General features: G+C 40.1%; 25 protein-coding genes. 11 read left to right on the top strand and 14 right to left on the bottom strand.

Going from position 1 to position 21,560, the window contains the following annotated elements:
• Positions 1 to 12: 12 nt before the first annotated feature.
• The 3 genes from KQH97_RS01935 to KQH97_RS01925 all read left to right on the top strand — a co-directional run bounded on the left by KQH97_RS01935 (position 13) and on the right by KQH97_RS01925 (position 3,025).
• The gene (locus tag KQH97_RS01935; protein WP_022288225.1) at positions 13 to 258 is read left to right on the top strand and encodes an IreB family regulatory phosphoprotein; all 246 of its coding nucleotides are present in this window, start codon (positions 13 to 15) and stop codon (positions 256 to 258) included.
• Positions 259 to 388: 130 nt separating this feature from the next.
• Positions 389 to 1,228 (top strand): polysaccharide deacetylase family protein, encoded by an 840-nt coding sequence (locus tag KQH97_RS01930; protein WP_216552382.1) that lies wholly within the window; start codon positions 389 to 391, stop codon positions 1,226 to 1,228.
• 159 nt (positions 1,229 to 1,387) lie between these two features.
• Positions 1,388 to 3,025, top strand: coding sequence for a DUF6583 family protein (locus KQH97_RS01925; RefSeq protein ID WP_216552379.1), 1,638 nt, complete (start codon positions 1,388 to 1,390; stop codon positions 3,023 to 3,025).
• A 104-nt stretch (positions 3,026 to 3,129) separates the two neighbouring features.
• Here KQH97_RS01925 and KQH97_RS01920 read toward each other — a convergent pair whose 3' ends face one another.
• From KQH97_RS01920 to KQH97_RS01905, 4 genes are all read right to left on the bottom strand, one after another.
• A complete protein-coding gene (locus KQH97_RS01920) occupies positions 3,130 to 3,372 on the bottom strand; it encodes an RNA-binding S4 domain-containing protein (protein ID WP_022288222.1) in 243 nt (80 codons plus the stop codon).
• Positions 3,373 to 3,438: 66 nt separating this feature from the next.
• A complete protein-coding gene (locus KQH97_RS01915; protein WP_256319968.1) occupies positions 3,439 to 3,729 on the bottom strand; it encodes an HU family DNA-binding protein in 291 nt (96 codons plus the stop codon).
• Between the two features lie 24 nt (positions 3,730 to 3,753).
• On the bottom strand, positions 3,754 to 4,551 hold the full coding sequence (gene mazG / locus KQH97_RS01910) for a nucleoside triphosphate pyrophosphohydrolase (RefSeq protein WP_216552378.1): 798 nt from the start codon (positions 4,549 to 4,551) through the stop codon (positions 3,754 to 3,756).
• A 58-nt stretch (positions 4,552 to 4,609) separates the two neighbouring features.
• Entirely contained in the window at positions 4,610 to 6,322 is a 1,713-nt protein-coding gene (locus KQH97_RS01905; RefSeq protein ID WP_216552376.1) for a polysaccharide biosynthesis protein, read from the bottom strand.
• 223 nt (positions 6,323 to 6,545) lie between these two features.
• Here KQH97_RS01905 and KQH97_RS01900 point away from each other — a divergent pair, with 223 nt between their 5' ends.
• From KQH97_RS01900 to ychF, 5 genes are read left to right on the top strand one after another with little or no spacing between them, the layout of a single operon-like run.
• Positions 6,546 to 7,739, top strand: a complete 1,194-nt coding sequence (locus KQH97_RS01900; protein ID WP_216552373.1) for a PLP-dependent aminotransferase family protein — start codon at positions 6,546 to 6,548, stop codon at positions 7,737 to 7,739.
• 6 nt (positions 7,740 to 7,745) lie between these two features.
• On the top strand, positions 7,746 to 8,210 hold the full coding sequence (locus KQH97_RS01895) for a hypothetical protein (RefSeq protein WP_216552371.1): 465 nt from the start codon (positions 7,746 to 7,748) through the stop codon (positions 8,208 to 8,210).
• 23 nt (positions 8,211 to 8,233) lie between these two features.
• The gene (locus KQH97_RS01890) at positions 8,234 to 11,041 is read left to right on the top strand and encodes an ABC transporter permease (RefSeq protein ID WP_216552369.1); all 2,808 of its coding nucleotides are present in this window, start codon (positions 8,234 to 8,236) and stop codon (positions 11,039 to 11,041) included.
• A 14-nt stretch (positions 11,042 to 11,055) separates the two neighbouring features.
• A complete protein-coding gene (locus tag KQH97_RS01885; RefSeq protein WP_195220347.1) occupies positions 11,056 to 11,313 on the top strand; it encodes a hypothetical protein in 258 nt (85 codons plus the stop codon).
• 18 nt (positions 11,314 to 11,331) lie between these two features.
• Positions 11,332 to 12,426, top strand: a complete 1,095-nt coding sequence (ychF, locus tag KQH97_RS01880) for a redox-regulated ATPase YchF (protein WP_041337323.1) — start codon at positions 11,332 to 11,334, stop codon at positions 12,424 to 12,426.
• Between the two features lie 145 nt (positions 12,427 to 12,571).
• Here the strand turns inward: ychF and KQH97_RS01875 are convergent, their stop codons facing one another.
• Together KQH97_RS01875 and KQH97_RS01870 are read right to left on the bottom strand one after the other, a co-directional pair.
• Positions 12,572 to 13,516, bottom strand: coding sequence for a DDE-type integrase/transposase/recombinase (locus KQH97_RS01875; RefSeq protein WP_216552367.1), 945 nt, complete (start codon positions 13,514 to 13,516; stop codon positions 12,572 to 12,574).
• 452 nt (positions 13,517 to 13,968) lie between these two features.
• On the bottom strand, positions 13,969 to 14,154 hold the full coding sequence (locus KQH97_RS01870; protein ID WP_216552365.1) for a hypothetical protein: 186 nt from the start codon (positions 14,152 to 14,154) through the stop codon (positions 13,969 to 13,971).
• Positions 14,155 to 14,337: 183 nt separating this feature from the next.
• Between KQH97_RS01870 and KQH97_RS01865 the strand changes: the two genes are divergently transcribed.
• Positions 14,338 to 14,523 (top strand): Arc family DNA-binding protein, encoded by a 186-nt coding sequence (locus KQH97_RS01865; RefSeq protein ID WP_216552363.1) that lies wholly within the window; start codon positions 14,338 to 14,340, stop codon positions 14,521 to 14,523.
• Position 14,524: 1 nt separating this feature from the next.
• Positions 14,525 to 14,761, top strand: coding sequence for a hypothetical protein (locus KQH97_RS01860; protein ID WP_216552361.1), 237 nt, complete (start codon positions 14,525 to 14,527; stop codon positions 14,759 to 14,761).
• A 47-nt stretch (positions 14,762 to 14,808) separates the two neighbouring features.
• Here KQH97_RS01860 and KQH97_RS01855 read toward each other — a convergent pair whose 3' ends face one another.
• The 8 genes from KQH97_RS01855 to KQH97_RS01820 all read right to left on the bottom strand — a co-directional run bounded on the left by KQH97_RS01855 (position 14,809) and on the right by KQH97_RS01820 (position 19,807).
• Positions 14,809 to 15,600 carry a zonular occludens toxin domain-containing protein gene (locus tag KQH97_RS01855; RefSeq protein WP_117958251.1) on the bottom strand — a complete coding sequence of 264 codons (792 nt, stop codon included), beginning with the start codon at positions 15,598 to 15,600 and terminating at the stop codon, positions 14,809 to 14,811.
• A 4-nt stretch (positions 15,601 to 15,604) separates the two neighbouring features.
• Complete coding sequence (locus KQH97_RS01850; protein ID WP_118164636.1) at positions 15,605 to 15,805, bottom strand: hypothetical protein; 201 nt, start codon at positions 15,803 to 15,805, stop codon at positions 15,605 to 15,607.
• Entirely contained in the window at positions 15,795 to 15,995 is a 201-nt protein-coding gene (locus KQH97_RS01845) for a hypothetical protein (RefSeq protein WP_117958249.1), read from the bottom strand. The genes KQH97_RS01850 and KQH97_RS01845 overlap by 11 nt, the downstream gene beginning before the upstream one ends.
• Positions 15,996 to 16,255: 260 nt before the next feature.
• A complete protein-coding gene (locus KQH97_RS01840) occupies positions 16,256 to 17,914 on the bottom strand; it encodes a hypothetical protein (protein ID WP_216552359.1) in 1,659 nt (552 codons plus the stop codon).
• Positions 17,915 to 17,987: 73 nt separating this feature from the next.
• Positions 17,988 to 18,170 carry a hypothetical protein gene (locus KQH97_RS01835; RefSeq protein WP_118164627.1) on the bottom strand — a complete coding sequence of 61 codons (183 nt, stop codon included), beginning with the start codon at positions 18,168 to 18,170 and terminating at the stop codon, positions 17,988 to 17,990.
• A 22-nt stretch (positions 18,171 to 18,192) separates the two neighbouring features.
• Positions 18,193 to 18,456: a hypothetical protein gene (locus tag KQH97_RS01830; protein ID WP_216552357.1), complete on the bottom strand. Its 264-nt coding sequence runs from the start codon at positions 18,454 to 18,456 to the stop codon at positions 18,193 to 18,195.
• 149 nt (positions 18,457 to 18,605) lie between these two features.
• Complete coding sequence (locus KQH97_RS01825) at positions 18,606 to 18,797, bottom strand: hypothetical protein (protein WP_186491970.1); 192 nt, start codon at positions 18,795 to 18,797, stop codon at positions 18,606 to 18,608.
• A 17-nt stretch (positions 18,798 to 18,814) separates the two neighbouring features.
• A complete protein-coding gene (locus KQH97_RS01820; RefSeq protein ID WP_186491971.1) occupies positions 18,815 to 19,807 on the bottom strand; it encodes a replication protein in 993 nt (330 codons plus the stop codon).
• A 348-nt stretch (positions 19,808 to 20,155) separates the two neighbouring features.
• On the opposite strand from KQH97_RS01820, the gene KQH97_RS01815 reads away from it, so the two are divergent.
• Entirely contained in the window at positions 20,156 to 21,523 is a 1,368-nt protein-coding gene (locus KQH97_RS01815) for an MATE family efflux transporter (RefSeq protein WP_216552355.1), read from the top strand.
• The last annotated feature ends 37 nt before the right edge of the window (positions 21,524 to 21,560 follow it).

Genomic DNA, 21,560 nt, shown 5'->3' with positions numbered 1-21,560 from the left:
GGGCTGAGCATAATGCACGAACAAACTATGGAATTTTCAGTACAGCACGACAAGGAGGCTGAGCTGAAAAAGACACTTACAATTATATATGACGCTCTGAAAGAGAAGGGCTATAATCCTATTAATCAGATCGTAGGTTATATTCTTTCTGAGGACCCGACCTACATAACAACATACAATAATGCCAGAAGTCTTATTCGTCATATTGACAGAGATGAGCTTTTGCAGGCATTGGTGAAGTCCTATCTTGAGTCATAACTGATATTTAAAGGCGGTAGTTTTTACCGCCTTTTTTGTTTTACGTCAGAATTTACCTGAAACGTATTTTTGTATAAAGCCGTTTTCTGAACATAATAGTATAAGATGATAAGAAAACGGAGGGTTTCATATGAAGATAAGAAATTGCATGGCACTTATTTGTGCAGTTGTGGCACTCAGTGCTTGCGGCAGGACAGTGATAATGCGTGAGGAAAATTCATCAGAGGGAACAAGCTCGGCGGTCATCGAGCCTGTGGCTGTGGGAAAGAAAACAGCTAAGGAAAAGATAGATCTTTCGGGGCTTTCACATGACAAGGTGGGATATGGTCAGGGCGTTTTGGTCGATGATAAGAACAGGACAACGGGTGCGCTTGATTTTAATGCACAATACGGTAAGCTTAACGCAAAGGCTATAAATAATGATGACAAGATATATCTGACCTTTGATCAGGGGTATGAGAACGGATACACTGAAAAGATACTCGATGTGCTGAAAGAGAAAAAGGTCAAGGCGACGTTTTTTCTTTTGCAGGATTATGCAGAGAAAAATCCTGAACTTGTGAAGCGTATGATAGACGAGGGGCATATTGTGGGAAATCATTCGGTACACCATTATTCTATGCCGACGCTTGGGCAGGCGGAATGTGAGTCGGAGATAAAGGATTTCCATAAGTATATGGAGGATAACTATGATTATACCATGACAGTGTTCAGACCGCCTATGGGCGAGTTTTCGGAGTTCTCTCTTGGAGTGACGGCAAACTGCGGTTATAAGACTGAGCTTTGGAGCTTTGCTTACGCTGATTGGGACGTAAACGATCAGCCTGATGAAGGGCAGGCACTTGAAAAGCTTGTGAATTCGGCTCACCCGGGGGCTATTTATTTGCTTCACTCGGTATCGAAAACCAATACTGATATTCTTGGGGAATTTATCGACAGAGTGAGGGCTGGCGGATTTGAATTTGGCTGATAAGAGAATATGATGAAGAGAGGCCTTGTGCCTCTCTTTTTGTTGTTTTAGGGGAATTTGTAGCTGATTTGTAATATATTAGTCTATTGACAAATTGTTAAAAGTATGTTATATTTTAAATACGAACAGAAACATGAGTTTCTTTAAGGAGGAAATAAAATGGTAAAAAACAAGGTGCTTACACCTGTATTGGCAGGAGTTTTGGGTCTTAGCATAGTTGGTTCAGGTCTTGGCTATTATTTTGTAAATAAAGACAGTAATGATGGTAAAACTGAGGGCGGCAAGGCTAAGCTTACTCAGGTGGCAGATAATATAAACAACACTCTTGGCACGGCTGAAAAGGCTATCAAGGGCGAACTTGATTTTGCTTACAACGCAACGGCTACTGTTTCATTCGGCGAGGGCTTCACAGAGCAGGCAGGCGTTAGCTTACAGCCTATTTCTGTGACAACTGTTACAAAGCAGAAGGGAAGCAACACTGCAGCAGATGTTTCGCTGACATATGGCGGAAATAATCTTGTGTCTGCTAATGCTGTATATTCCAGAGATAACAAGTCGGCTTATGTTCAGATACCTGAGCTTTCTGACGCTTATCTTATGGTTAACGTTGACAGCCTTAAAGACAAGGTAGGCAGTGAGCTTTCTTCACAGGGCATTGACCTTGATTCTCTCTTTGATTCTGCTGAGGGCGCTGATGTTGATTTTGATACTGACGCACTTGAAAAGGATCTGGAGGAATACAAGAAGGTTATGGAGGACTCTTTCCCTAAGCCTGTTGACGGTGAGAAAAAGACTGGTGACATTGACGGAAACGAGTACAGCTATACAACTAAGGAATACACTATCTCAGGCAATGATGTAAAGGCTGCTCTTAAGGCTGTTCTTGACAAGGCTAAGGACGACGCTACGCTTAAAGATATGTTCAACAAGGCAGGCGTTGCTGAAGAGCTTGGTATGTCATATGATGAGATAATCTCACAGTATGCTGATTCTATGGATTCACTTTTTGCAAGTGATAATCTTGACGAAACTGCAACATTTAACGCTTACTACAGCGGTGATGATCTTGCGGGCTTTAGCTTTGAAAAAGACGGCGAGGGTGCAACTCTTTACACTATTCTTAAGGACGATGTTGTGGCTGTTGATTTTAGTCTTGACATGGGCAGTGAGGGCAGTGCATCATTCAAGGGTTCTGCAAATACTGTTGACGGTGTTACAAATGGCAAGTTCACAATGAAAATGGAAACTGCGGCTGATTCAGATATAGACGCTGACAAGACTTCTGCTGACGGTGGACTTTCCCTTGAGCCTACCATGGCAGTTTCACCGAGCATAAACTTTGACACAATGGAAGCTGAGGTGACTCTCAAAGACCTTAAAGAAGAGGGTGACGCATTCTCAGGTACTATCAGATTTGATGTGAATGGTACATCTGATTCTCAGGCTGTATCAGGCTGGGTAGAGCTTGCTTCTGCTTCAACTGCTGACAAGCTTGACCTTTCTGTTGAGTTTGGCATGAACGGCAAGCAGTTTGTTACAATGGCAGTTACAGGAAATAAGACAGAGGCTTCTGACATCACTGTTCCGTCAGGTGACAAGATCTATGACATCACAAATGACGATCAGATGAATACATACCTTGCAGGCTGTGACAGTGACGGATTTGTTGCTAATGTAAAGAAAGTTCTTGGTGACGAGGTCTACAATATGCTTGTAAATGCAGAGGGTGATCTTGAGTCAGATTATGATGACTATGGTGATTATGATGATTATGATGACTACGATTTCTCTGAATGATGACTACGATTTCTCTGATATTGATCTGTCAGATTATGATTTGAGTGCAAACGCATAATAATAGATAAAAAAATTAAGAGGATCGCATTGAGCGGTCCTCTTTTTTAGCTGATAACACGATAATTCTCGGCTGCTTCTTCTTTTTTTACATACTCGGTGACATTGAGAACTTCCACCTTGACAGGCTTCTGACCCATATTTATGGTGATAATGTCGCCAACTTTCACGTCATATGAAGCTCTTGCAATCTTATCGTTCACAAGCACCTTGCCTGCATCGCAAGCTTCGTTTGCAATGGTACGTCGTTTAATAAGTCTTGTGACTTTCAGGTATTTATCAAGCCGCATATTTTCCTCCTTTGTAGTAAAAAAGACCTAACCCGCAGGCTAGGTCTGAGTGGCATAAGCTTTAGATTACTTGTTTACAGCGTCCTTAAGAGCCTTGCCTGCCTTGAATGCAGGAACTTTCTTAGCTGCAACAGTGATCTGCTCCTTTGTACGAGGATTGATAGCTGTCTTTTCAGCTCTCTCTCTAACCTCGAATGTACCGAAACCTACCAGTGAGATCTTCTCGCCGTTAGCAAGTGTCTCTGACACAGAATCAATAACAGTTGTAAGTGCCTTCTCAGCGTCCTTCTTTGAATAATCGCCCTTTTCTGCGATAAGATTGATCAGTTCTGCCTTTGTCATTGTTTTTACCTCCAAATTATTTTTAACGAATAAAGTTATTCATTCATTTTGCTCTCGCCAATAAGCGTCAAGCTCATTTATGCTCAGGGCGTTCATATCCTGCCCGTTTTGCCTTACAGCATTTTCTGTTTTCTCAAACTTTTCGATATAATTATTATTTGTATCCGTCAGCACTTCTTCAGCGTCAAGGTCAAGCTTTCTTGCAAGTGAAGCACAAGTGAACATTATCTCACCAAGCTGTTTTGCAACTACGGCTTTATCACTGTCAGCACTGTTTTCAAGAGCCTTAACAGCATTTTCAAGTGCGCTGATATCATGAGCATTGTCATACTCGATACCTGCTCTTGCTGCACGTTTGCTTAACTTCTGAGCTCTCATAAGTGCAGGGAAGTTCTTTGGAACGCTTTTAAGAGTATCGGAATAAGTTTCCTGTCCCTTGGTTTCTTTCTTGATAGTGTCCCAATTTTTAAGCACTGTTTCAACGTTGTCAGCTTCTACGCTTCCGAAAACGTGTGGGTGTCTGATGATAAGCTTTTTACAGATATCAGTTATCACATCGTCAAGTCTGAAATTGTTGTTTTCGGTCTCGATAACTGTATGGAAAACCACCTGCAAAAGAACGTCGCCAAGTTCTTCTCTCATCATTTCAGGAGAGTCACAGTCAATTGCTTCCATGACCTCATAGACTTCTTCAAGAAAATCTTTCTTGATAGACTTATGTGTCTGGACCTTATCCCACGGGCAGCCGTTCTCGCTTCTGAGAATTACCACGATATCCGCAAGATCATTGATATCGAAACTGTCTTTAGCAAGCAATTCCTTAATTTTATCGCTCATTACATCATTACCTTTCCAAAAGGGTGCTTATTAATAATAAACCATTTTGCTCAAAATTTCAAGGGTTTTGCGGATTTTTTTTTGAAAATATGTAATTTACAATATTTTTCGGCGTTTCGCACAATAAATATAAACAAAAAAAGTACATTGTGCTACCAATTCCTATAGAAAAAAGGGTCACAAATCTATGATTTATTTGCAAATGGGCTATTTTCGTAAGTGTTTCGTGTGACAAAACGGCTGTCACACTGCACATGATAGCGGCGTAGGTGGGCTTTACGAAAATTTCGCTCACTTTTGGTTTTAGATCCGTCATTTTGCAAACTGAGCGTACGGATAGGACGCATATGAAAACCTCTGAAGCAAGAGTAGAAATAGCTGCTCCAGATATATTTATCACTGGCTGTCTTATAAGTATAATGTTCAGAAATAGCTTGATAATTCCACCTGCCAACATAATTATTATGGCTTTGTGAGGTTTTCCGAGGGTTTGCAGGATAGCAAAGCAGGGAGTTGCTATGGCAAGGAATATTACTGCTATTCCAAGAATGGACATTGGCATTATGCAGACTTGTATCTCAGTTTCACGGCCTCCAAAAAGAAAACGCAGGATAGGTTCTGACAAAACTGCTATGCCCATGCCTGCGGGTATGGCTATGATACTGGTGACGATGAGCATTTTTGTAAGGCCTGACTGCATGGCTTTTTTATCGTTCTTGGCACAGCTTTCGGCAAGTGAGGGGAGTATGCTTTTGCCAAACATTGCAGTTAGTGTTGGAACAAGACCGAAAACTGTTACGGCAAGACCAGTGTAAGAGCCGTAGATAAAGTTTGGGAGCATATCTGCGGTGAGTTTGTCAGAAAGCAGGCTGTCAAATGCGTGTGGAGAAGCTTTCATGGCGGCTTTGATACATGGATTGACAGTGAGCATATCTATCATGTTGGCAAAGGTCATTATCACTGAGATAAGTGCGATCGGAAGACAGCAGACGACAAGCTTTTTGGCTGTTGCTCCTGTGGGGTCTGTTATTGTATCTCTTTGAAGCATTTGCTTTGTTACGCTGTCGCCTTTGATCTTGCCTGATATGAGAATATACAGACAGGCGATCGCAGAGGCTATGGACGAACCTAGGATAGCTGCGGCAGCTATAAATGGAAGTGCGGCGGAGGCTGCCTGACGTGAGTTTTCATAGGCTGTGCCGAATATCATGCCTGTTTTATCATACATATCGGAGATATGATACATTAGTCCGTAGGCGAAACCAAGACCTAGGATAAGTTTGAAAAGGGTTTCTATCACTTCTGATACAGCGGTCGGTATCATATTCTGCAAGCCCTCACAGTAACCGCGTTCCACTGACATAATGGTACAGAAAATAATAGATGGGGCAACGCACATGAGAGCATATTTTGTACTTGGCTCGCCGACTACATTGCGTGACAGAAAATCTGAGGTGAGTATCATTACTGCAGCAGCGGCTGCGCTGATGATCGTGTAAAGAAAAAATGCAGTTCGCTTGGTATGACGCATATTTGAAAAGCGTTCAAGGGCATAGTTTTCAGCGGTAAGGCGAGCCATGGTGGAGGGGATACCTGAAACGACTATGGCGAAAACTGGTGTGAAAACTGAGAATGCTGAAGCAAAATATCCCATGCCTGTGCCGCCCAGAAGATTGGTAAGAGGTATCTTATAGAGAAGTCCGAGAATTTTTGTTATCAGAACCATTGCAAGCAATATTGCTGAGCCTTTTATAAAGCCTTGTCTTTTCATCTGTCAACCTGCTTTCTGACTTGTTTTTATATGATCTTATGCTGTTAAGGTGGGTTTTATTACGGTTTGTCCATATGTCAGGTGGATATGCAGTTGTTTAAATTGCACAAAAATAGAACTTAGGGTGCTAATACTAAAAAAAGTTTGCGTAAACACTTTATTTTATAGGAAAAATGTGATATAATCATATTATGTATTTTTAAGAAAAAGAGGTAAAAAAGTTATGACTTATAAGTTTTCAGAAAAGGTTTCTCATTTGCAGGCGTCTGCTATCAGAGAGATACTTAAATTTACTTCTGACCCAGAGGTAATTTCATTTGCGGCAGGCAATCCTTCTCCTGAGGCATTCCCTGTGGAAGAGCTTAATAGAATATCAGAAGAGATATTCAAGGAAAACCCTATCGGCGCACTCCAGTACAGCCTTACAGAGGGATATACTCCGCTGAGAGATCTTCTTAAGAAAGAGCTTGAAAAGAAGGGTGAATTTGACCCTGAGAGAGATGATCTTATCATCACAAGCGGTGCTCAGCAGGCTAACGAGCTTGCTTGTAAAGTTCTCTGCGACCCAGGCGACGTTCTTTGCTGTGAAGCTCCAAGCTTTATAGGCTCACTTAATGCGTTTAAGTCTTACAATGTTGAGCTTAAGGGTATCACGCTTCATGAAGACGGAGTTGACCTGAAAGAGCTTGAAGAAGCTTTCGCTACAGGCAAGGTAAAGGTATTCTACATCATTTCTAACTTCCAGAACCCTACTGGTCTTACAACTTCTCTTGAAAAGAGAAAGGCTATCTACGAGCTTGCTAAGAAGTACAGTGTTATGATACTTGAAGATAACCCATACGGCGACCTGAGAATAAAGGGTGAGGCTATCCCGTCTATCAAGAGCATGGACAAGGACGGTCTTGTTATGTATTCAAGAACATTCTCAAAGATACTTGCTCCTGGTATCAGAGTTGGCTACATTTCCGCTCCAAAGGAGATAATCGGAAAGATAGTTGTCTGCAAGCAGGTGGCTGACGTACATACAAACATCTGGGCGCAGATGCTGGCTTACAACTTCATGAAGGACAATGATATGGAAGCACATCTTGCTTCGCTGAGAGTGATCTACAAGCATAAGCTCGAACTTATGATAGAGCAGATCGAGAAGAATTTCTCTTCACAGATCAAGTTCACAAGACCTGAGGGCGGTCTGTTCATTTGGTGTACTCTTCCGGAGGGCAGTGACATGACTGGTTTCTGCAAAAAGGCTGTTGCAGAATATAAGGTAGCCGTTGTTCCGGGCAATGCTTTCATGGTAAGCGAGTCTGACAAGACAGCTTCATTCAGATTGAACTTCTCAACTCCTACAGACAAACAGATAATCGACGGCTGTGAGAAGCTTGGCAAGCTTTCTAAGGAAATGTTCGGCGATTAAGATAAAATGAAAAAAGTTCCTTTTACGCCTTTTCAGCTTGTGCTTACGGTGGTAAATACGGCGGCTCTAATGTTCTGCATGGGGTGTGATTGCTTTGTGCTGATAGTGGGCATGACGGCAGGCAGGACAAAGCCTTATGTGGTGGATCTTGTGCTGAGTCTTCTTGCTATGGTGGTGTTTATTCTGCTTGTGTTTTCAGCAGGCAGGATAAATATTTTCAGTGATAAAGCTGACCCCGATGGGGACACTGCACCTGCGGTATCGGCACTTAGGACGTATTTTTGTATCTTGTTTTTTGATATATCAGGAGTGCTGGGTCTTATGCTTGCGGGAGCGTTGGGGGTTGAGTGGGCTAAAAAAGCTATTATAATTTTTGCTCCTGTCGTTTTTGTCCTTGCGGCGATTGTTTATTTTATTTTATCGGGCAGGATAGGTCTTGATGATTTTTCGGATAGTGACGGGGAAGAATGATATTACAAGGGGGGAGGTCTGTCATGAAAAGTGCATTGAAAAAGGATACTGTCAGAGAGATAAGACACTCGTTGGGCAGATTTCTCTCTATTTTTCTGATAGTTCTTCTTGGCTGTGGATTTTTCTCTGGTATCAAGGCGACTATGCCTGATATGATAGACGCGGCGGAGAAATATTTCAGTGATAACAGACTTATGGATATTAAGTTAATGTCGTCTATAGGCGTTAAGTCTGAGGACGTTGAGGCTGTGAAAAAAGCTGATGATGTTCAGGGCGTTATGGCGGGATATTCTAAGGACGTTTTCTATTATCATGAAAATCAAAACCTTGTGCTGAAATTCATGTCCTTTAACGACGTTGTTGATGAGAACAGCCCTAATAATCTTGATAAGCCTGTTTTACTAGATGGCAGGTTGCCTGAAAAAAAAGGTGAGTGCGCAGTAGAGGTAAAAATGAGTTCACCTGACACCTTTAAGGTGGGCGGAGAGATAAAGATCAATGAGCCTGACTCGTCAAAAAAGATAACTGATACTTTGGCAACTGACACATATAGGATAGTTGGTATCGTGGCTTCGCCACTTTATATCGGCTATGAGCGTGATGCGACCACGGTGGGCAACGGAACTGTGGTAAGCAACGTTTTTGTGCCTGAGAGCGAGTTTGTGTGCGATTATTACACAGAGCTTTATGTGAAATTCAAAGGCACTGACGAGCTTGACCCGTTTTCCGACGAGTATAAGCAGGCTGTGAAAGATAAGAGCGTTCAGGCGGTGGAGTTTTTTGAGGACAGTGTGAACGCAAGGTTTGAAAAACTAAGCGGTGACGCTCAGGACAGTATTGACGTCGCTCAGGAGAAAGTTGACATCTTGAAACAGGCGCTTGCCTGCGACGAAAATCAGCTTACGGAGCTTTTGGCAACAGCGCAGAAGTCGGTTGAGGAAGCTCAGGAGGCTTATGATAAGGCTGAACAGAGTGGTTCTAGTGCAAAGTATCTTGCAAGGTCACAGCTTTTAAAAGCACAACAGCTTGAAGAAGTGGCAGGAAAGCTTCTTGAAGACAAAAAGACAGGAAGTACGGCGGCTTTTGATGAATATAATGGTCAGCTTGCGGCGGCAGAAGATGAGATAGCCGGAGCGAAAAAAGAACTTGAAGCCGTTAAAACACCTGCATTCTATCAGTATGACAGATTTGAGGCTAGCTCTGATTATAGTTCCTTTTATGGGGACGCTCAGAAGGTCGACTCTATCGCAAAGGTGTTTCCTGTGTTCTTTATTCTTGTGGCGGCGCTTGTGTGCCTGACCACAATGACTAGAATGGTAGAGGAACAGAGAACGCAGATAGGTACATACAAGGCTTTAGGATACAGTGGGGCAAGAATAGCCGGAAAGTATCTTTTCTATGCAGCAGCAGCGGCATCAGCAGGAAGCTGCATAGGCGTTGTTGTTGGATTGCAGATCTTTCCGAAGATAATTTATAGTTGCTATAATATTTTATATAACATTCCTGATATTGACACACCGTTCAAGCCTGTTTATATGGTGCTTTGCTTGGTGGTGTCGGTTATTTGCACTTGCTCGGCGGTGCTTTACGCTTGTATCAAAGAGCTTAAGTCACAGCCGTCACAGCTTATGCGTCCAAAGCCACCGCAGAATGGCAGGCGTGTTTTGCTGGAGCGTGTGGATCTTATATGGAATCGGCTTGACTTTCTTGCAAAGGTCACTGTGAGAAATTTGCTGAGATATAAAAAGCGTTTCTTTATGACGATCGTGGGAGTGGCAGGCTGTACGGCGCTGATAGTCACGGGTTTTGGTTTGAAATATTCTATAAAGACTATTGCCGAAAAGCAATTTAATGAGATATTTCTGTATGATGGGATCGCGGTACTTAATTCAGCTGATTTTGACGAGAAACAATTGGAGGACAAGATAAGCAGTATCCCACAGGTAGACAAATCTATGCTTATGCAGAGTACAGAAGGCATTGCAGAAAATGAAAGTGAAAACCAGTCTGTTTCTATGATCGTGCCGAAAGCTCCTGAAAATATGGGAGATTATATCGATCTTGTATCTGCTGAGAATGGATCAAACCTTAAAGTGAAAAGCGGTTCTGTTATCATAACACAAAAGCTTGCAAAGCTTCTTGACCTGAAAACGGGTGACACTATTACTATAAAGCTCAGTGGTCATGAGGAGAAAGAGTTCAAGATAGGCGGAGTAAGCAAGAACTATGCTTTGCATTATATTTACATCACTCCTGATGATTTTGAAAGTGTATATGGTGAGAAGCCTGTTTATAATCTTTCTTTTATTGACCTAAAGAAAGACACTGATGAAAACTCTTTCAAGGAACAGCTTATTTCAAATGACGAGTTTTATGGAATAAGCTTTAAAAATGATTCAAGCAGAGGTTTCCTTAATTCTGTGGACAGCCTTGACGCTATCGTTATTTTGCTAATCGTTTGTGCGGGAGGCTTGGCGTTTGTGGTGCTTTACAATTTGGCAAACATAAACATAACTGAGCGTGTTCGTGAGATAGCGACAATAAAAGTGCTTGGATTCTATGACGGAGAGACTTCAGCGTATATTTACAGAGAAAATCTGATATCGACGATTGTGGGCATTATCGTGGGTCTTGTGGCAGGAAAGATACTGCACTATTTTGTTGTGATAACTTCTGAGGTCGACCTTGTGCTGTTCAACAGACAGCTTGTTTGGTGGGCGTATGTGCTTGGTGCATTGCTCACATTGGCATTTGCATTTATAGTTAATTTGGTTCTTCATTTCAAGCTTAAAAAGATAGATATGGTAGAATCTTTAAAATCAGTAGAATAGACGGAGGTATTATTATGGATATTTTTGAAGAAAACTGCGATACTGAAAATAACTGCACAGTAAGCTATTTTTGGAAAGGTCTTGCACTTTTTCTCCTTGGCGTTATAATTGGTCTGTTTGTTTCGCCTATCAAGAAAGGCGTTACTATCGGTTGTAACAACAAGATAGACAAGGGTGGCTGTAACGATCATTTTGACCCTGACGAGTATTATGATGATTATGACTTTGATGATGATGAAGATGATTTTGACCATGATGGCGTAAAATTTTAACGAAAGGCGTATATTGATATGAAACTTGGCATGGTAGGACTTCCTAACGTAGGAAAATCAACACTTTTTAATGCACTCACAAATGCGGGTGCAGAATCTGCAAATTATCCGTTTTGCACGATCGAACCGAATGTGGGCATTGTTTCGGTGCCTGATGAAAGACTTGACAAGCTGGCTGAGATGTATCACCCTGTAAAGTTTACTCCTGCAACACTTGAATTTGTTGACATTGCAGGTCTTGTAAAGGGTGCTTCAAAGGGCGAGGGACTTGGAAACAAATTTCTTTCAAACATAAGAGAGGTGGACGCTATCGTTCACGTTGTAAGATGTTTTGACGACCCTAACATCATTCATGTTGACGGCTCTATCAATCCTCGCAGAGACATTGAAACTATAGATTTGGAGCTAATTTTCTCTGACGTTGAGCTTATCGAGAGAAAGCTTGACAGAACTAAAAAGGCAATGAAGGGCGACAAATCTCTTGCTTCTGCTGTAGAGTTCCTTGAAAAGCTCAAAGAGCATCTTGAAAGCGGCAAGCCTGCACGTTCTTATGACATGACAGAGGACGAGCTGGAGATACTTAAAGAAACACCGCTTCTTTCACTTAAGCCTGTTATCTATGCGGCTAACCTTTGCGAAGATGATTTCAGAAACAATATCGAAAGCAACGAGCATTACAAGGAAGTTTGCGAGATTGCAAAAGCCGAAGGCTCGGCTGTGTTCCCGATATGCGCGCAGATAGAGGCTGAGATATCTGACATGGACGACGAGGACAAGGAAATGTTCCTTGCAGACCTCGGTCTTGAAACTTCAGGTCTTAACAGAATAATCAAGGAGGGCTATTCGCTTCTTGGTCTTATTTCATACCTGACAGCAGGCGAACCTGAGGTAAGAGCTTGGACTATCAAAAAGGGCACTAAAGCTCCGCAGGCGGCAGGAAAGATACACACTGACTTTGAAAAGGGCTTCATCAGAGCTGAAGTTGTTTCATTTGACGATCTTATGAGCTGTGGCTCTATGACGGCGGCTAAGGAAAAGGGTCTTGTTCGTCTTGAGGGTAAGGATTACGTTATGCAGGACGGCGATATCGTTCTGTTCAGATTTAACGTATAAAGTGTAAGCTACACAAAGGCAGGCTGAAATATGCTTGCCTTTTTTTATGTGCAATATGTATGTTTTTTTGTTATTATATTTGTTTAAAATCACAAAAGTAAATTTAATTTGTTGTTAGTTTGTCAATGATGTGTTACACATTTTTTTATTTATTGTAGTTAAATTCGTAGACTTCACCAAAATTAACATAGTCATTATATACACTTTGTGGAGTTCTCCAATCAAGTGAACGAGTTGGAATATTATTATACTGATAGTTCCAACGTTTAAGCTGTCGCTTGAAGTCCTCAAAATCATAGAATTTGTGTGTTGCGTAAAAGTATTCGTTATCCTTGCGATGAGAGCGTTCAACCTTGCCATTATGACGTGGTGTCATTGGCTTTATAAGCTTATGTATACAGTTATGTTTCTCACACCAAAGGTCAAGCAACGAGGGCTTATCCTTATTTGTGGTAAAGCGGTTTGTAAACTCAGAGCCGTTGTCGGTCTGTATGCACTCTATTTTGAACTTCCAAGCGTTCTGCAAGGCATTAACAAATTGATATGTACTATATGTGCTTTGCTCTTTGAACGCCATTAGAAAGCGTTTACGGCTGTACTCGTCTATTGCGGTGTACTGATAGTATTTTTCAATACCGATTATGCAAGAAGTCGGAACAACTTTAACATCAATTTGAACACGCTGACCGCAATAAAACATTGTTTCGTATTTCTTTGGATTTATCTTCGGATTTGGTAGCTTTACAGTGATAGCGTTAAGCTTTCTAAGCTGTCTGTAAAGGCTTGTGATAGAACGCTTGTAGCCTGCTTGTACAAGCTTAACATAGAGCATTACAAGCCCTGTGTGCTTGTTTCTGCGGTGATAACTCTTAATGAGGTTTATTTCACTTTCTGTATGAGCAGTAGGAAAAGAGTTAGGGCGGTGAGAACGATTAAGCAGGCTCTTTGTAGTGCCGTTATAGCGGTTTTTCCAACGATAGACATATTGTCTATTTGTATTGTACTTGATAGCTGTTTTTGTAACTCCGTACTTAAGAGCATATTTCACAAGGCTTTCACGATACTTTGCAAGCTGATTAGAAGTTTTCATTTTCAATCGTCCTTTCGTCATAACCATAGGTAAAGAGGGGGAATCTTGAACGGCGTTCCCCTCTTGTGAATCATTGAAATCATTGAAATGTTGAAAACCTGAAAGCTGTTGTTTCCAACATTCCAACAATTCCAACAATTCGCAATTCACCCCCAGCCGTCCGCTTGATAAATTTCACGGATAGAAAAATCAGAAATTATTCTGAGAATTAAGTACGCCGAACTTTTCACAAGTACGGCAAGAAAGATTAAAGAGCCTATCATGAAGGGCACAGTGAAATTGATAGTCAAGAGAAAAATCTCTCCGCAACTCGCCGAGAGTGTATTCTATTTTCCCATACAAAAGAAAAGCATCAAATATATTAATTACTTTACGATATTCACGATAAAGGTGAAGATACTCACGAACGTAATAGTTTGAAATAGTCATTTTCAACAATCCTTTCTATTATTTTATATACCCTCATAATCTTCGAGTTCAAAATATCTTGTGCTTTCATCAAAAATTCCTATGCCAATATATTCGCCGTGTTCACCAGTGATATTGTGAGTATCACAATAATTATGACATTCGCCAACAGTTTCACCAAAGAATATTTCATTATTATATTCATCAAAAACAATTGCAACTTCTCTCATTTTAATCAACCTTTCTGCGGTTTGTGGGTTATCCGCTTTCCTTTTGTCTGTATATATTATAACATATCGGGTACGATATATCAATAAGCAATTCAAACAAAGATATAGGGTACATATTGTACAAAGTGTATATTGTACACATATAGAAAATATGATATAATAATATACAAAAGAGGTGATATTATGCCGTACACTGAGGCACAAAAAAAAGCAACAGCTAAGTATATGAAAAATAACCTTGATGATATTAAAGTGAGAGTACCAAAAGGAAAACGTGAAGTATACAAGGCGTATGCAGAAAGTAAAGGTAAAAGTCTTAACGCTTTTATTATAGATCTGATTGAAAAAGAAATGAAAGGAGCAAAATAATATGGATATTTTACAAGCGAGTGGAGAATTAGCAACAGTTTTGATTACTGTTGCGGTGATAGGTATAATCATAAATATAATATTGTTTGTAGCAATATTATGTACAGCAGGAAACACAGAAAAAACATATAAAGAGTTGAAAGAAACTAATAAGCGACTTGAAATGATGAATAAGAATTTATTAGATACCAACATGATTCTTATAAATAAATTCAGTCAAAACAATAATATGCAATAGCAAAAAACACCGCTGAGAGCCTAAAGGCAACCTCAGCGGTGTTTTTTTTACCATTTGCTTTGCTTACGCATACGCTTATTCTGTTTGCGGTCAAGGGGAATATTATTGCTTTCGCTATCACGATTACGCAATATTTCTTCATCAGATATATAATCTTTGTTGAGCATATTCGTTACAAGTTCCGAAGTATCGTAAAGCTTGCGGTACTGGTTACGTTGCAAATGTGTGACCGTGGACGAACACACAGGCGTGTAAGAATGATTTTCAGAATACATTTCATACTCCTCTATATCATACTTATAGCCTGTCATAAGCCGTGTAAAAGGGTGTCTGAAATGTGTTCGGCAGGCGGTAACGTCAGCGGTTATGTCACGTATCTGCTTGTCTAAGAGGTTAAACCGCTGAACTGTGGCAAGTATCATCATACGGCGTTTTCTGCATTGGCACAAATGCTGATAAAGACTTTTAGGAACGCTGTTGCGACCGCCCGAAAAATCACGGCTGTTGAAAATCGTTCCTATCTCGTCAATCAAGACTAAAGTATTTTTAGGAGCGTTCAAGATATCCTGCGGAGAGTTAAGGGGATAAATCTTTGTATATTCGGGAAAGCCCGAAAGCTTGATATTTGTGACGATATGAAGTTGCGGATACTTACAGCACAGCTTGTACGCCTCAGTAACCATAAGAGAAGTTTTACCTGCACCGAATTTTCCGACGTATAAATGTATACCCCAACCTTGAAAAAGCTGTTTCCAGTTGAAATAAAGGGCGGTGGCTTTGTCATATGCAACATAAGCCGTGAGGGCGGGCAGACGGACGAAATAATCTAAAATAACCATATTATCACCACTTTCTTGGATTGAAAAATCTTATCATAGCGTTGTACAACATCTTCCACAGCAAATAAAGCATTATGCAGGCGAATATAAATTCAATACATAATACACCGAACTGTTTCCAAGTTGTTATAGAGTCTATAGCGGACAAATCACAGCCTAAGAGTTTAAGAAGTTGGTAACAGGAATTTTCAACATCATACAGCATTATTATCACCGCCCTTTTCAAGTTCCTGTTGGTCTACATACCGCTCTATAAGCTTTTGGCGTGGCAGGCTCATTTGTGTATCAAGCTTAAACCGCTTGATGTCAGAAATAAACACAACCACACCACAGAGGGCAGAGAAAAAAAGGACAACAAAAAGTATCATCACAAAGAGTTTGAGTATAGCTAACATATCAATATCCTTTCTTGTTATAATGCCATAGGATAAGCATTACTATGAAACATAAAAATAAATATACTGAGAGGTCTAACATATTAATCACCATTAAGCAAATAATGTAACAAAGCGATAGAGCAGGAGATAACAAAAAGACCAACAATCATTGACCCAATGGTAAAAGTAAAAGAGCCTAGAGTTATTTTGAAAGCCATAAGCCTTAATAGCGAATTGAAAACAGTTTGCATAATAGTGAAAAAGCTCATAAGCACCTCCTACTTTAATACCCATTTTACAACACAGATTGCAAGCATTGTAACAAAAAACGCACCTAAGATTAAAAGAAAATATGGTGGAAGAATACTTATACTTGCAGTAAGAAACTTATAAAAGCTTGATGTGCCGTTAAATATAGACGATATATCATCTATACCGAAATTAACATTGGAGAAGTTTTCAGCCTGTTGCTTTTGCTTTTTGTAGTCATCAAAGTCATCTTGATTTTTCTTTTCACCATTTTTCCAAAGTTCATAGTCCTGAACAGTGTCAGCTTTGTTCTTAAAGTCAAGCGGTGAATTTTGGTCAATAGTTGTGCCGTCACAAGTCTGCTGAACATATTCGGGAATATCTTTAAGGCTAAAATCATCAGAAACAACAGTATAGTAATCATACAACTCAACATTATCATACTTGGTAGGATCATCAGCATTAGCCTTTATAGGGTACTCTTTTTTACTTTCTTTTGAAAGGTCCTCACAATCAGAAGTGAAATAATAGGGGTATGCCGTCCAACCATATTCAGTTTTGCGAATAACGTGTGAAAGAACAACAATATTATAGCTGTCATAATCGTATTTAGACCAATTAACAGTATGTAAATCAATGTTTACTGTTGAAGTAGTTGATTTACTTCCGTCACGAGGAATATAAAAACAATTCGTAATACCATTAGCATTAGCCCATTGGTTATCTACATCTTTGGAAGTATCAATATCAGTTGCAGGCTCACTTGTTTGACTATGGTCTATATCTAACCGCTCATTTCCCGTGTATAGAAATTGTGACTTGTTGACAGCGGTATAAATAGCCTTATCAGACATAGTTTTAATATCACTGTCTTTAAACTGAGACGGAACAATAAACAAAGTATACTGATAACTGTATTCAAGATAGCCATTTTGTACGGCAGTCTTTTTCAGAAAATCATCAGTAAGCTTGACCTTTACCGAAAGATTATAATTCTCGTCCTCTACAAGTCCACTACTGTCAGCATTTGCACCGCCTTTTGACGGATAATAAATTTTGTTAGACATCTCTTTACAGAGTGTAGGGGAATACTGAACGGAAAATGGAACAATAGGAGCGTTAGGGTCGGGGGGTTCTAACTCGTTTTCTATGTTATCAAAATCATATACTTTTGTATGGAAATAAACTTTAACTGTTGATTGAACATAGTCATTAAGACTAATTAATGCACGACATTCAGGTTTTGAAAAGCCACTAGGTTTTGTAACATTCCAACCGCCATAACCAACAGATTCAGTTTTATTATCAGAGGAATCGAATTTGAATAAAAGACGTTGTGAATCATACTCATAATTTGAACCAAACAAAAATTGATTATTTGTAAAGCTATAATATGCAATAGCGGTAGGGTCAAAATAAAGAATATTAGTTTCTGATGTGCCGTCAGATTTTTTACCATAAACAGCAATATAATTATAGGTTTTAGATATCAATGACTTAAAATTATCATATACTTCTTGAAAATGAGGAATTTTAAGAGGACTATCAACAAAAGACCATTTAACACTTGATAAATCGTTTTTAGTTACTGTATCATCAGCAAACGCAGGAACAGCAGACAATACACAGCATATCATACACAGCATAGCGGACAAAACAGCGGTGAACCGCCGTAGTTTAGTTTTCATTTTGTTTTCTCCTTTCGATAAAAATAGAGGACGGAGCAGACGCTCCGCCCCCAAGCGGTTGTACACGAAAAAATTAAGCTTTACCCTTTGTAAGCTTTCTTACAACACCGATGCCAACACCGAGAAGTGAAGCACCGACAAATGCCATTACAAGCGGATTGCCTGTCATTGTTGTCCAAACCTGACTTACAACTGATGTAATTGTGCTGATACCGCTTGTAATTGCGACATCATCAGCAAGAAGTGAAGCACCCATTGAATATTTCTCCTTTCATTGATTAAAGTATATCAATACCTACAACAACAGCCTTATCCTGTCCGCCGTAAGTTCTGATTTCATAGTTGACTTTGATTGCAGTGTCGATAAGTGCGGAACTGTCGGGAAAAGTGTCATGCAATATCTTTGTAGGAACTTTCACAGCCTGCACGGCATATCCTGTTACGCCATTTTCTTCTTTAAGGCAAAACAACGTGTAGTTATCCCACGGCTTGCCGTTTTTAAGCGTTCCAGAATTTTTCTTAAAACCTTTGATTATGTACATAAACGTACACTCCTTTCATTTACTGTACAATTATTTGTACTCTTTGCTATGTTTAGATATTACAACACATCACGCGAAATGTCAATACAAATCAAGCTTTTTCGTATGTTTATATTTTTTAAGGGCGTTTTTTTGTGCAGATTGTACAACTAGCACGATTGTATTTTCTTTTTGAAGTAAAGAGCCTTTTTCCGACACTCATATTCACCGCTAAGAAAATATTTAGCCATATGAATATTATAGCTGTCAAGATACGACTTGAGGAATTGGTGGGAAAGCACAAACCTTTCAAGGCTGTCTGCCTCATCACGGAACATTTTCGGATTGTCATAGTTTTTCATTTTCATTCGTCCTTTCATTATGGTTGTAAGTTTTCATCTTTTTCAAGATTATACTTCAAATTATATGATTTGAGGTCTGTTTCCTCAAAAATCATGCCGTCTTTATATGTAACTATCTTGTCAATACGTCTAACAAAGGCGTTCCACGTTTCATAATACTTGTGCTGAATAGCGGTGTACTGTTCTTCAAAATTCCAATTTGATATGATGTACACCTTTGTAAAACAAGCTATCCTATTCATATATCTTGCAGGAAGTTCAAGAGGGTAACCGTCAAGGTAGTTAAGCATATTATCAATTGGAAGGCTGTTTCTGAACTCCTCGAAGACAATAACATCTTGACCGTGGTAGCTGTCAAAGGGGTGTTTATAGTCAGTGATACGATAAACTTTATCATAGCCGTATTGCTCCATAACACTTCTTGTTTTACCTGTTCCCGATTGTCCACAGATATATGTGACCTGAACATCACGGAACACATTCCGCCATTTATCAAAGACGTATAAATCACGGACTTTTTGCAGGCGGTCAATTTGATTCCAAAGTTGCGGAAATTCTTCAAGAAGTCGGATATCGTCAGCACCTTCTTTTATACGTTGTAGAATATCCTCATTTGTAAGTTGCTTACCGCCTTTTGTTACACGCAGTTCGCCCCACTCCTGCACATCGCCTATGCGAGTATCTGACTTCTTGCAATAGTCGCTTGCTTGTTGTGCTGTGCCGTTGGCGAACTCTCCGTGAAAGAACTGTGGTGGAAACATATTCTGCAAGGTAGTGCCACGCTTGCGGTTTTTAAATTGGATAAAGCCTTGAATATGTTCGGTATTCTCGTTGTGACCTCGTTCACGCTGAAAGACGTAATAGTTTACTTCCTCATACTGCATAATGAAGTTTATCACCTTTTCATCAGTATCAAACGTAAGGTCTTTGAATTTATCCTTTTCTCCACAGGTCTTGACCTTTGACGGATTATTTATTGTAAAACACCAATTACAAGACTGTTTCGGCATTATTTATCACCCCTGTGCGATTATGTTTGTGCGTGTGCGATTGTTTTTGCATATGACCGCACAGCCGTAAACGGCGTGTTTACTTGCCTAACTGCCTGCTTGTGCGATTGTGCGATAGGGGGTAAAGGGTAATACTAACCTTTACCCCCTGCATACCTACTTCCGATTTTCTCAGATTTAGGCATAAAAAATAGATGTGATACGTTTCGTAACACATCTATTGTAAACCAACAAATCACAAAAGTAAATTTAATTTGTGTTATAGATTTTTTCATATATTGATGATAGAATGTGATAGTAAAAATTAAAGATGATAAATGTAATAGTTAGATTTTTGGAGGAAAAGTAATGACAAAAAACATGACAACGGGCAGTCCGTTCAAGCTTATAATGAGCTTTGCACTTCCTCTGCTTTTAGGAAATTTGTTGCAGCAGACATACAATCTTATCGACGCTGCCATCGTGGGAAGATTTCTTGGTTCTGACGCTCTTGCAAGTGTCGGAGCTTCAAGCAGTGTGCAGTTTTTGGTGCTTGGTTTCTGCATGGGAACAGCCTGCGGCTTTGGCGTGCCTATTGCAAGGCATTTCGGAGCAGGGGACATAAAAAAGCTGAAACAGTATTTTTACAATTCTATTGTTATAACCGCCGTTACTGCGTTTGTTTTGACCACAGTTTGTGCGGTGCTTTGTAGTGAGATATTGAAGCTTCTTTCAACTCCGTCGAATATTTTTGATGACGCATATAAATATCTTCTGGTGATATTTCTTGGCATACCGTTCACACTTTTGTATAACCTGCTTTCAAGCGTATTGCGTTCTGTTGGCGACAGCAAAACGCCATTTGTATTTCTTGCTATATCAACGGTTTTGAACATTGCACTTGACCTTGTGTGTGTTATCGTGTTCAGGTGGGGCTGCATGGGTGCGGCTATCGCTACTGTTGTTGCTCAGGCGATAAGCGGAATACTATGTGCTGTATTTATCATGAAAAAGGTCAGTGTGCTGAAACTTACCAAAGAGGACAGAGTGATGTCAAAGCCTGCGGTGCTGAACCTTATAATAATGGGCTTTCCTATGGGACTTCAATATTCCATAACGGCTATTGGCTCAATGGTCATGCAGTCGGCTAACAACAAGCTTGGAAGCATTTATGTGTCAGGATTCACTGCTGGGGCAAGGATAAAGCAGTTCACAATGTGTCCATATGACGCTTTTGCAACAGGTGCATCTGTTTTTGCAAGCCAAAATCTCGGTGCAGGAAATCTCAAGCGTATCAAAAAAGGTATACGCATTGGAGTTGGCGTTGGCATGACATATGGAGTAATAGCCGGGATTGTACTTATATTCTTTGGCAGAGAGCTTTCGCTTATCTTTGTGAATAAGTCAGACGCAGCAGTGCTTACTGCTTCAGCCAAATATCTTTTCTACGCAGGCTTTTTCTATTGGACGCTCGGTATACTCAACACTTGCAGAATGTGTACGCAGGGTCTTGGATATTCTGGACTTGCTATATTCTCAGGAGTGACGGAAATGATAGCTCGAATTTCTGTAAGTATGATATTTGTTCCGAAATTCGGTTATCTTGCAATCTGCTTCACAGATCAGGCGGCATGGATAGCGGCTTGCTTATACATAGTTCCTGTTTGCATATATTGTGTGAACAAGGCAGGCAGACACATTGCAGGAGATCACGGACTTCCTGTGGAAAATAAATAAGCAAAAGGCAGCTCTGAAAAAATCAGAACTGCCTTTT

The organism is Ruminococcus sp. MSJ-25, assembly GCF_018917825.1.
Taxonomy (GTDB): Bacteria; Bacillota; Clostridia; order Oscillospirales; family Ruminococcaceae; genus Hominimerdicola; species Hominimerdicola aceti.
Note: the sequence above shows the minus strand (reverse complement) of the source record. Positions and strands in the feature narration are given on the sequence as shown.

What these genes read in the sequence shown, in the direction of transcription:
- KQH97_RS01905 (WP_216552376.1), bottom strand. Translation starts at nt 6,322, where the DNA reads ATGAAAAGACAAGGCTTTATAAAAGGCTCAGCAATATTGCTTGCAATG.
- ychF (WP_041337323.1), top strand. Translation starts at nt 11,332, where the DNA reads ATGAAACTTGGCATGGTAGGACTTCCTAACGTAGGAAAATCAACACTT.
- KQH97_RS01890 (WP_216552369.1), top strand. Translation starts at nt 8,234, where the DNA reads ATGAAAAGTGCATTGAAAAAGGATACTGTCAGAGAGATAAGACACTCG.
- KQH97_RS01865 (WP_216552363.1), top strand. Translation starts at nt 14,338, where the DNA reads ATGCCGTACACTGAGGCACAAAAAAAAGCAACAGCTAAGTATATGAAA.
- KQH97_RS01860 (WP_216552361.1), top strand. Translation starts at nt 14,525, where the DNA reads ATGGATATTTTACAAGCGAGTGGAGAATTAGCAACAGTTTTGATTACT.
- KQH97_RS01925 (WP_216552379.1), top strand. Translation starts at nt 1,388, where the DNA reads ATGGTAAAAAACAAGGTGCTTACACCTGTATTGGCAGGAGTTTTGGGT.
- KQH97_RS01875 (WP_216552367.1), bottom strand. Translation starts at nt 13,516, where the DNA reads ATGAAAACTTCTAATCAGCTTGCAAAGTATCGTGAAAGCCTTGTGAAA.
- KQH97_RS01870 (WP_216552365.1), bottom strand. Translation starts at nt 14,154, where the DNA reads ATGAGAGAAGTTGCAATTGTTTTTGATGAATATAATAATGAAATATTC.
- KQH97_RS01885 (WP_195220347.1), top strand. Translation starts at nt 11,056, where the DNA reads ATGGATATTTTTGAAGAAAACTGCGATACTGAAAATAACTGCACAGTA.
- KQH97_RS01820 (WP_186491971.1), bottom strand. Translation starts at nt 19,807, where the DNA reads ATGCCGAAACAGTCTTGTAATTGGTGTTTTACAATAAATAATCCGTCA.
- KQH97_RS01935 (WP_022288225.1), top strand. Translation starts at nt 13, where the DNA reads ATGCACGAACAAACTATGGAATTTTCAGTACAGCACGACAAGGAGGCT.
- KQH97_RS01855 (WP_117958251.1), bottom strand. Translation starts at nt 15,600, where the DNA reads ATGGTTATTTTAGATTATTTCGTCCGTCTGCCCGCCCTCACGGCTTAT.
- KQH97_RS01840 (WP_216552359.1), bottom strand. Translation starts at nt 17,914, where the DNA reads ATGAAAACTAAACTACGGCGGTTCACCGCTGTTTTGTCCGCTATGCTG.
- KQH97_RS01895 (WP_216552371.1), top strand. Translation starts at nt 7,746, where the DNA reads ATGAAAAAAGTTCCTTTTACGCCTTTTCAGCTTGTGCTTACGGTGGTA.
- KQH97_RS01850 (WP_118164636.1), bottom strand. Translation starts at nt 15,805, where the DNA reads ATGCTGTATGATGTTGAAAATTCCTGTTACCAACTTCTTAAACTCTTA.
- KQH97_RS01835 (WP_118164627.1), bottom strand. Translation starts at nt 18,170, where the DNA reads ATGGGTGCTTCACTTCTTGCTGATGATGTCGCAATTACAAGCGGTATC.
- KQH97_RS01830 (WP_216552357.1), bottom strand. Translation starts at nt 18,456, where the DNA reads ATGTACATAATCAAAGGTTTTAAGAAAAATTCTGGAACGCTTAAAAAC.
- KQH97_RS01815 (WP_216552355.1), top strand. Translation starts at nt 20,156, where the DNA reads ATGACAAAAAACATGACAACGGGCAGTCCGTTCAAGCTTATAATGAGC.
- KQH97_RS01920 (WP_022288222.1), bottom strand. Translation starts at nt 3,372, where the DNA reads ATGCGGCTTGATAAATACCTGAAAGTCACAAGACTTATTAAACGACGT.
- mazG (WP_216552378.1), bottom strand. Translation starts at nt 4,551, where the DNA reads ATGAGCGATAAAATTAAGGAATTGCTTGCTAAAGACAGTTTCGATATC.
- KQH97_RS01845 (WP_117958249.1), bottom strand. Translation starts at nt 15,995, where the DNA reads ATGTTAGCTATACTCAAACTCTTTGTGATGATACTTTTTGTTGTCCTT.
- KQH97_RS01930 (WP_216552382.1), top strand. Translation starts at nt 389, where the DNA reads ATGAAGATAAGAAATTGCATGGCACTTATTTGTGCAGTTGTGGCACTC.
- KQH97_RS01825 (WP_186491970.1), bottom strand. Translation starts at nt 18,797, where the DNA reads ATGAAAAACTATGACAATCCGAAAATGTTCCGTGATGAGGCAGACAGC.
- KQH97_RS01900 (WP_216552373.1), top strand. Translation starts at nt 6,546, where the DNA reads ATGACTTATAAGTTTTCAGAAAAGGTTTCTCATTTGCAGGCGTCTGCT.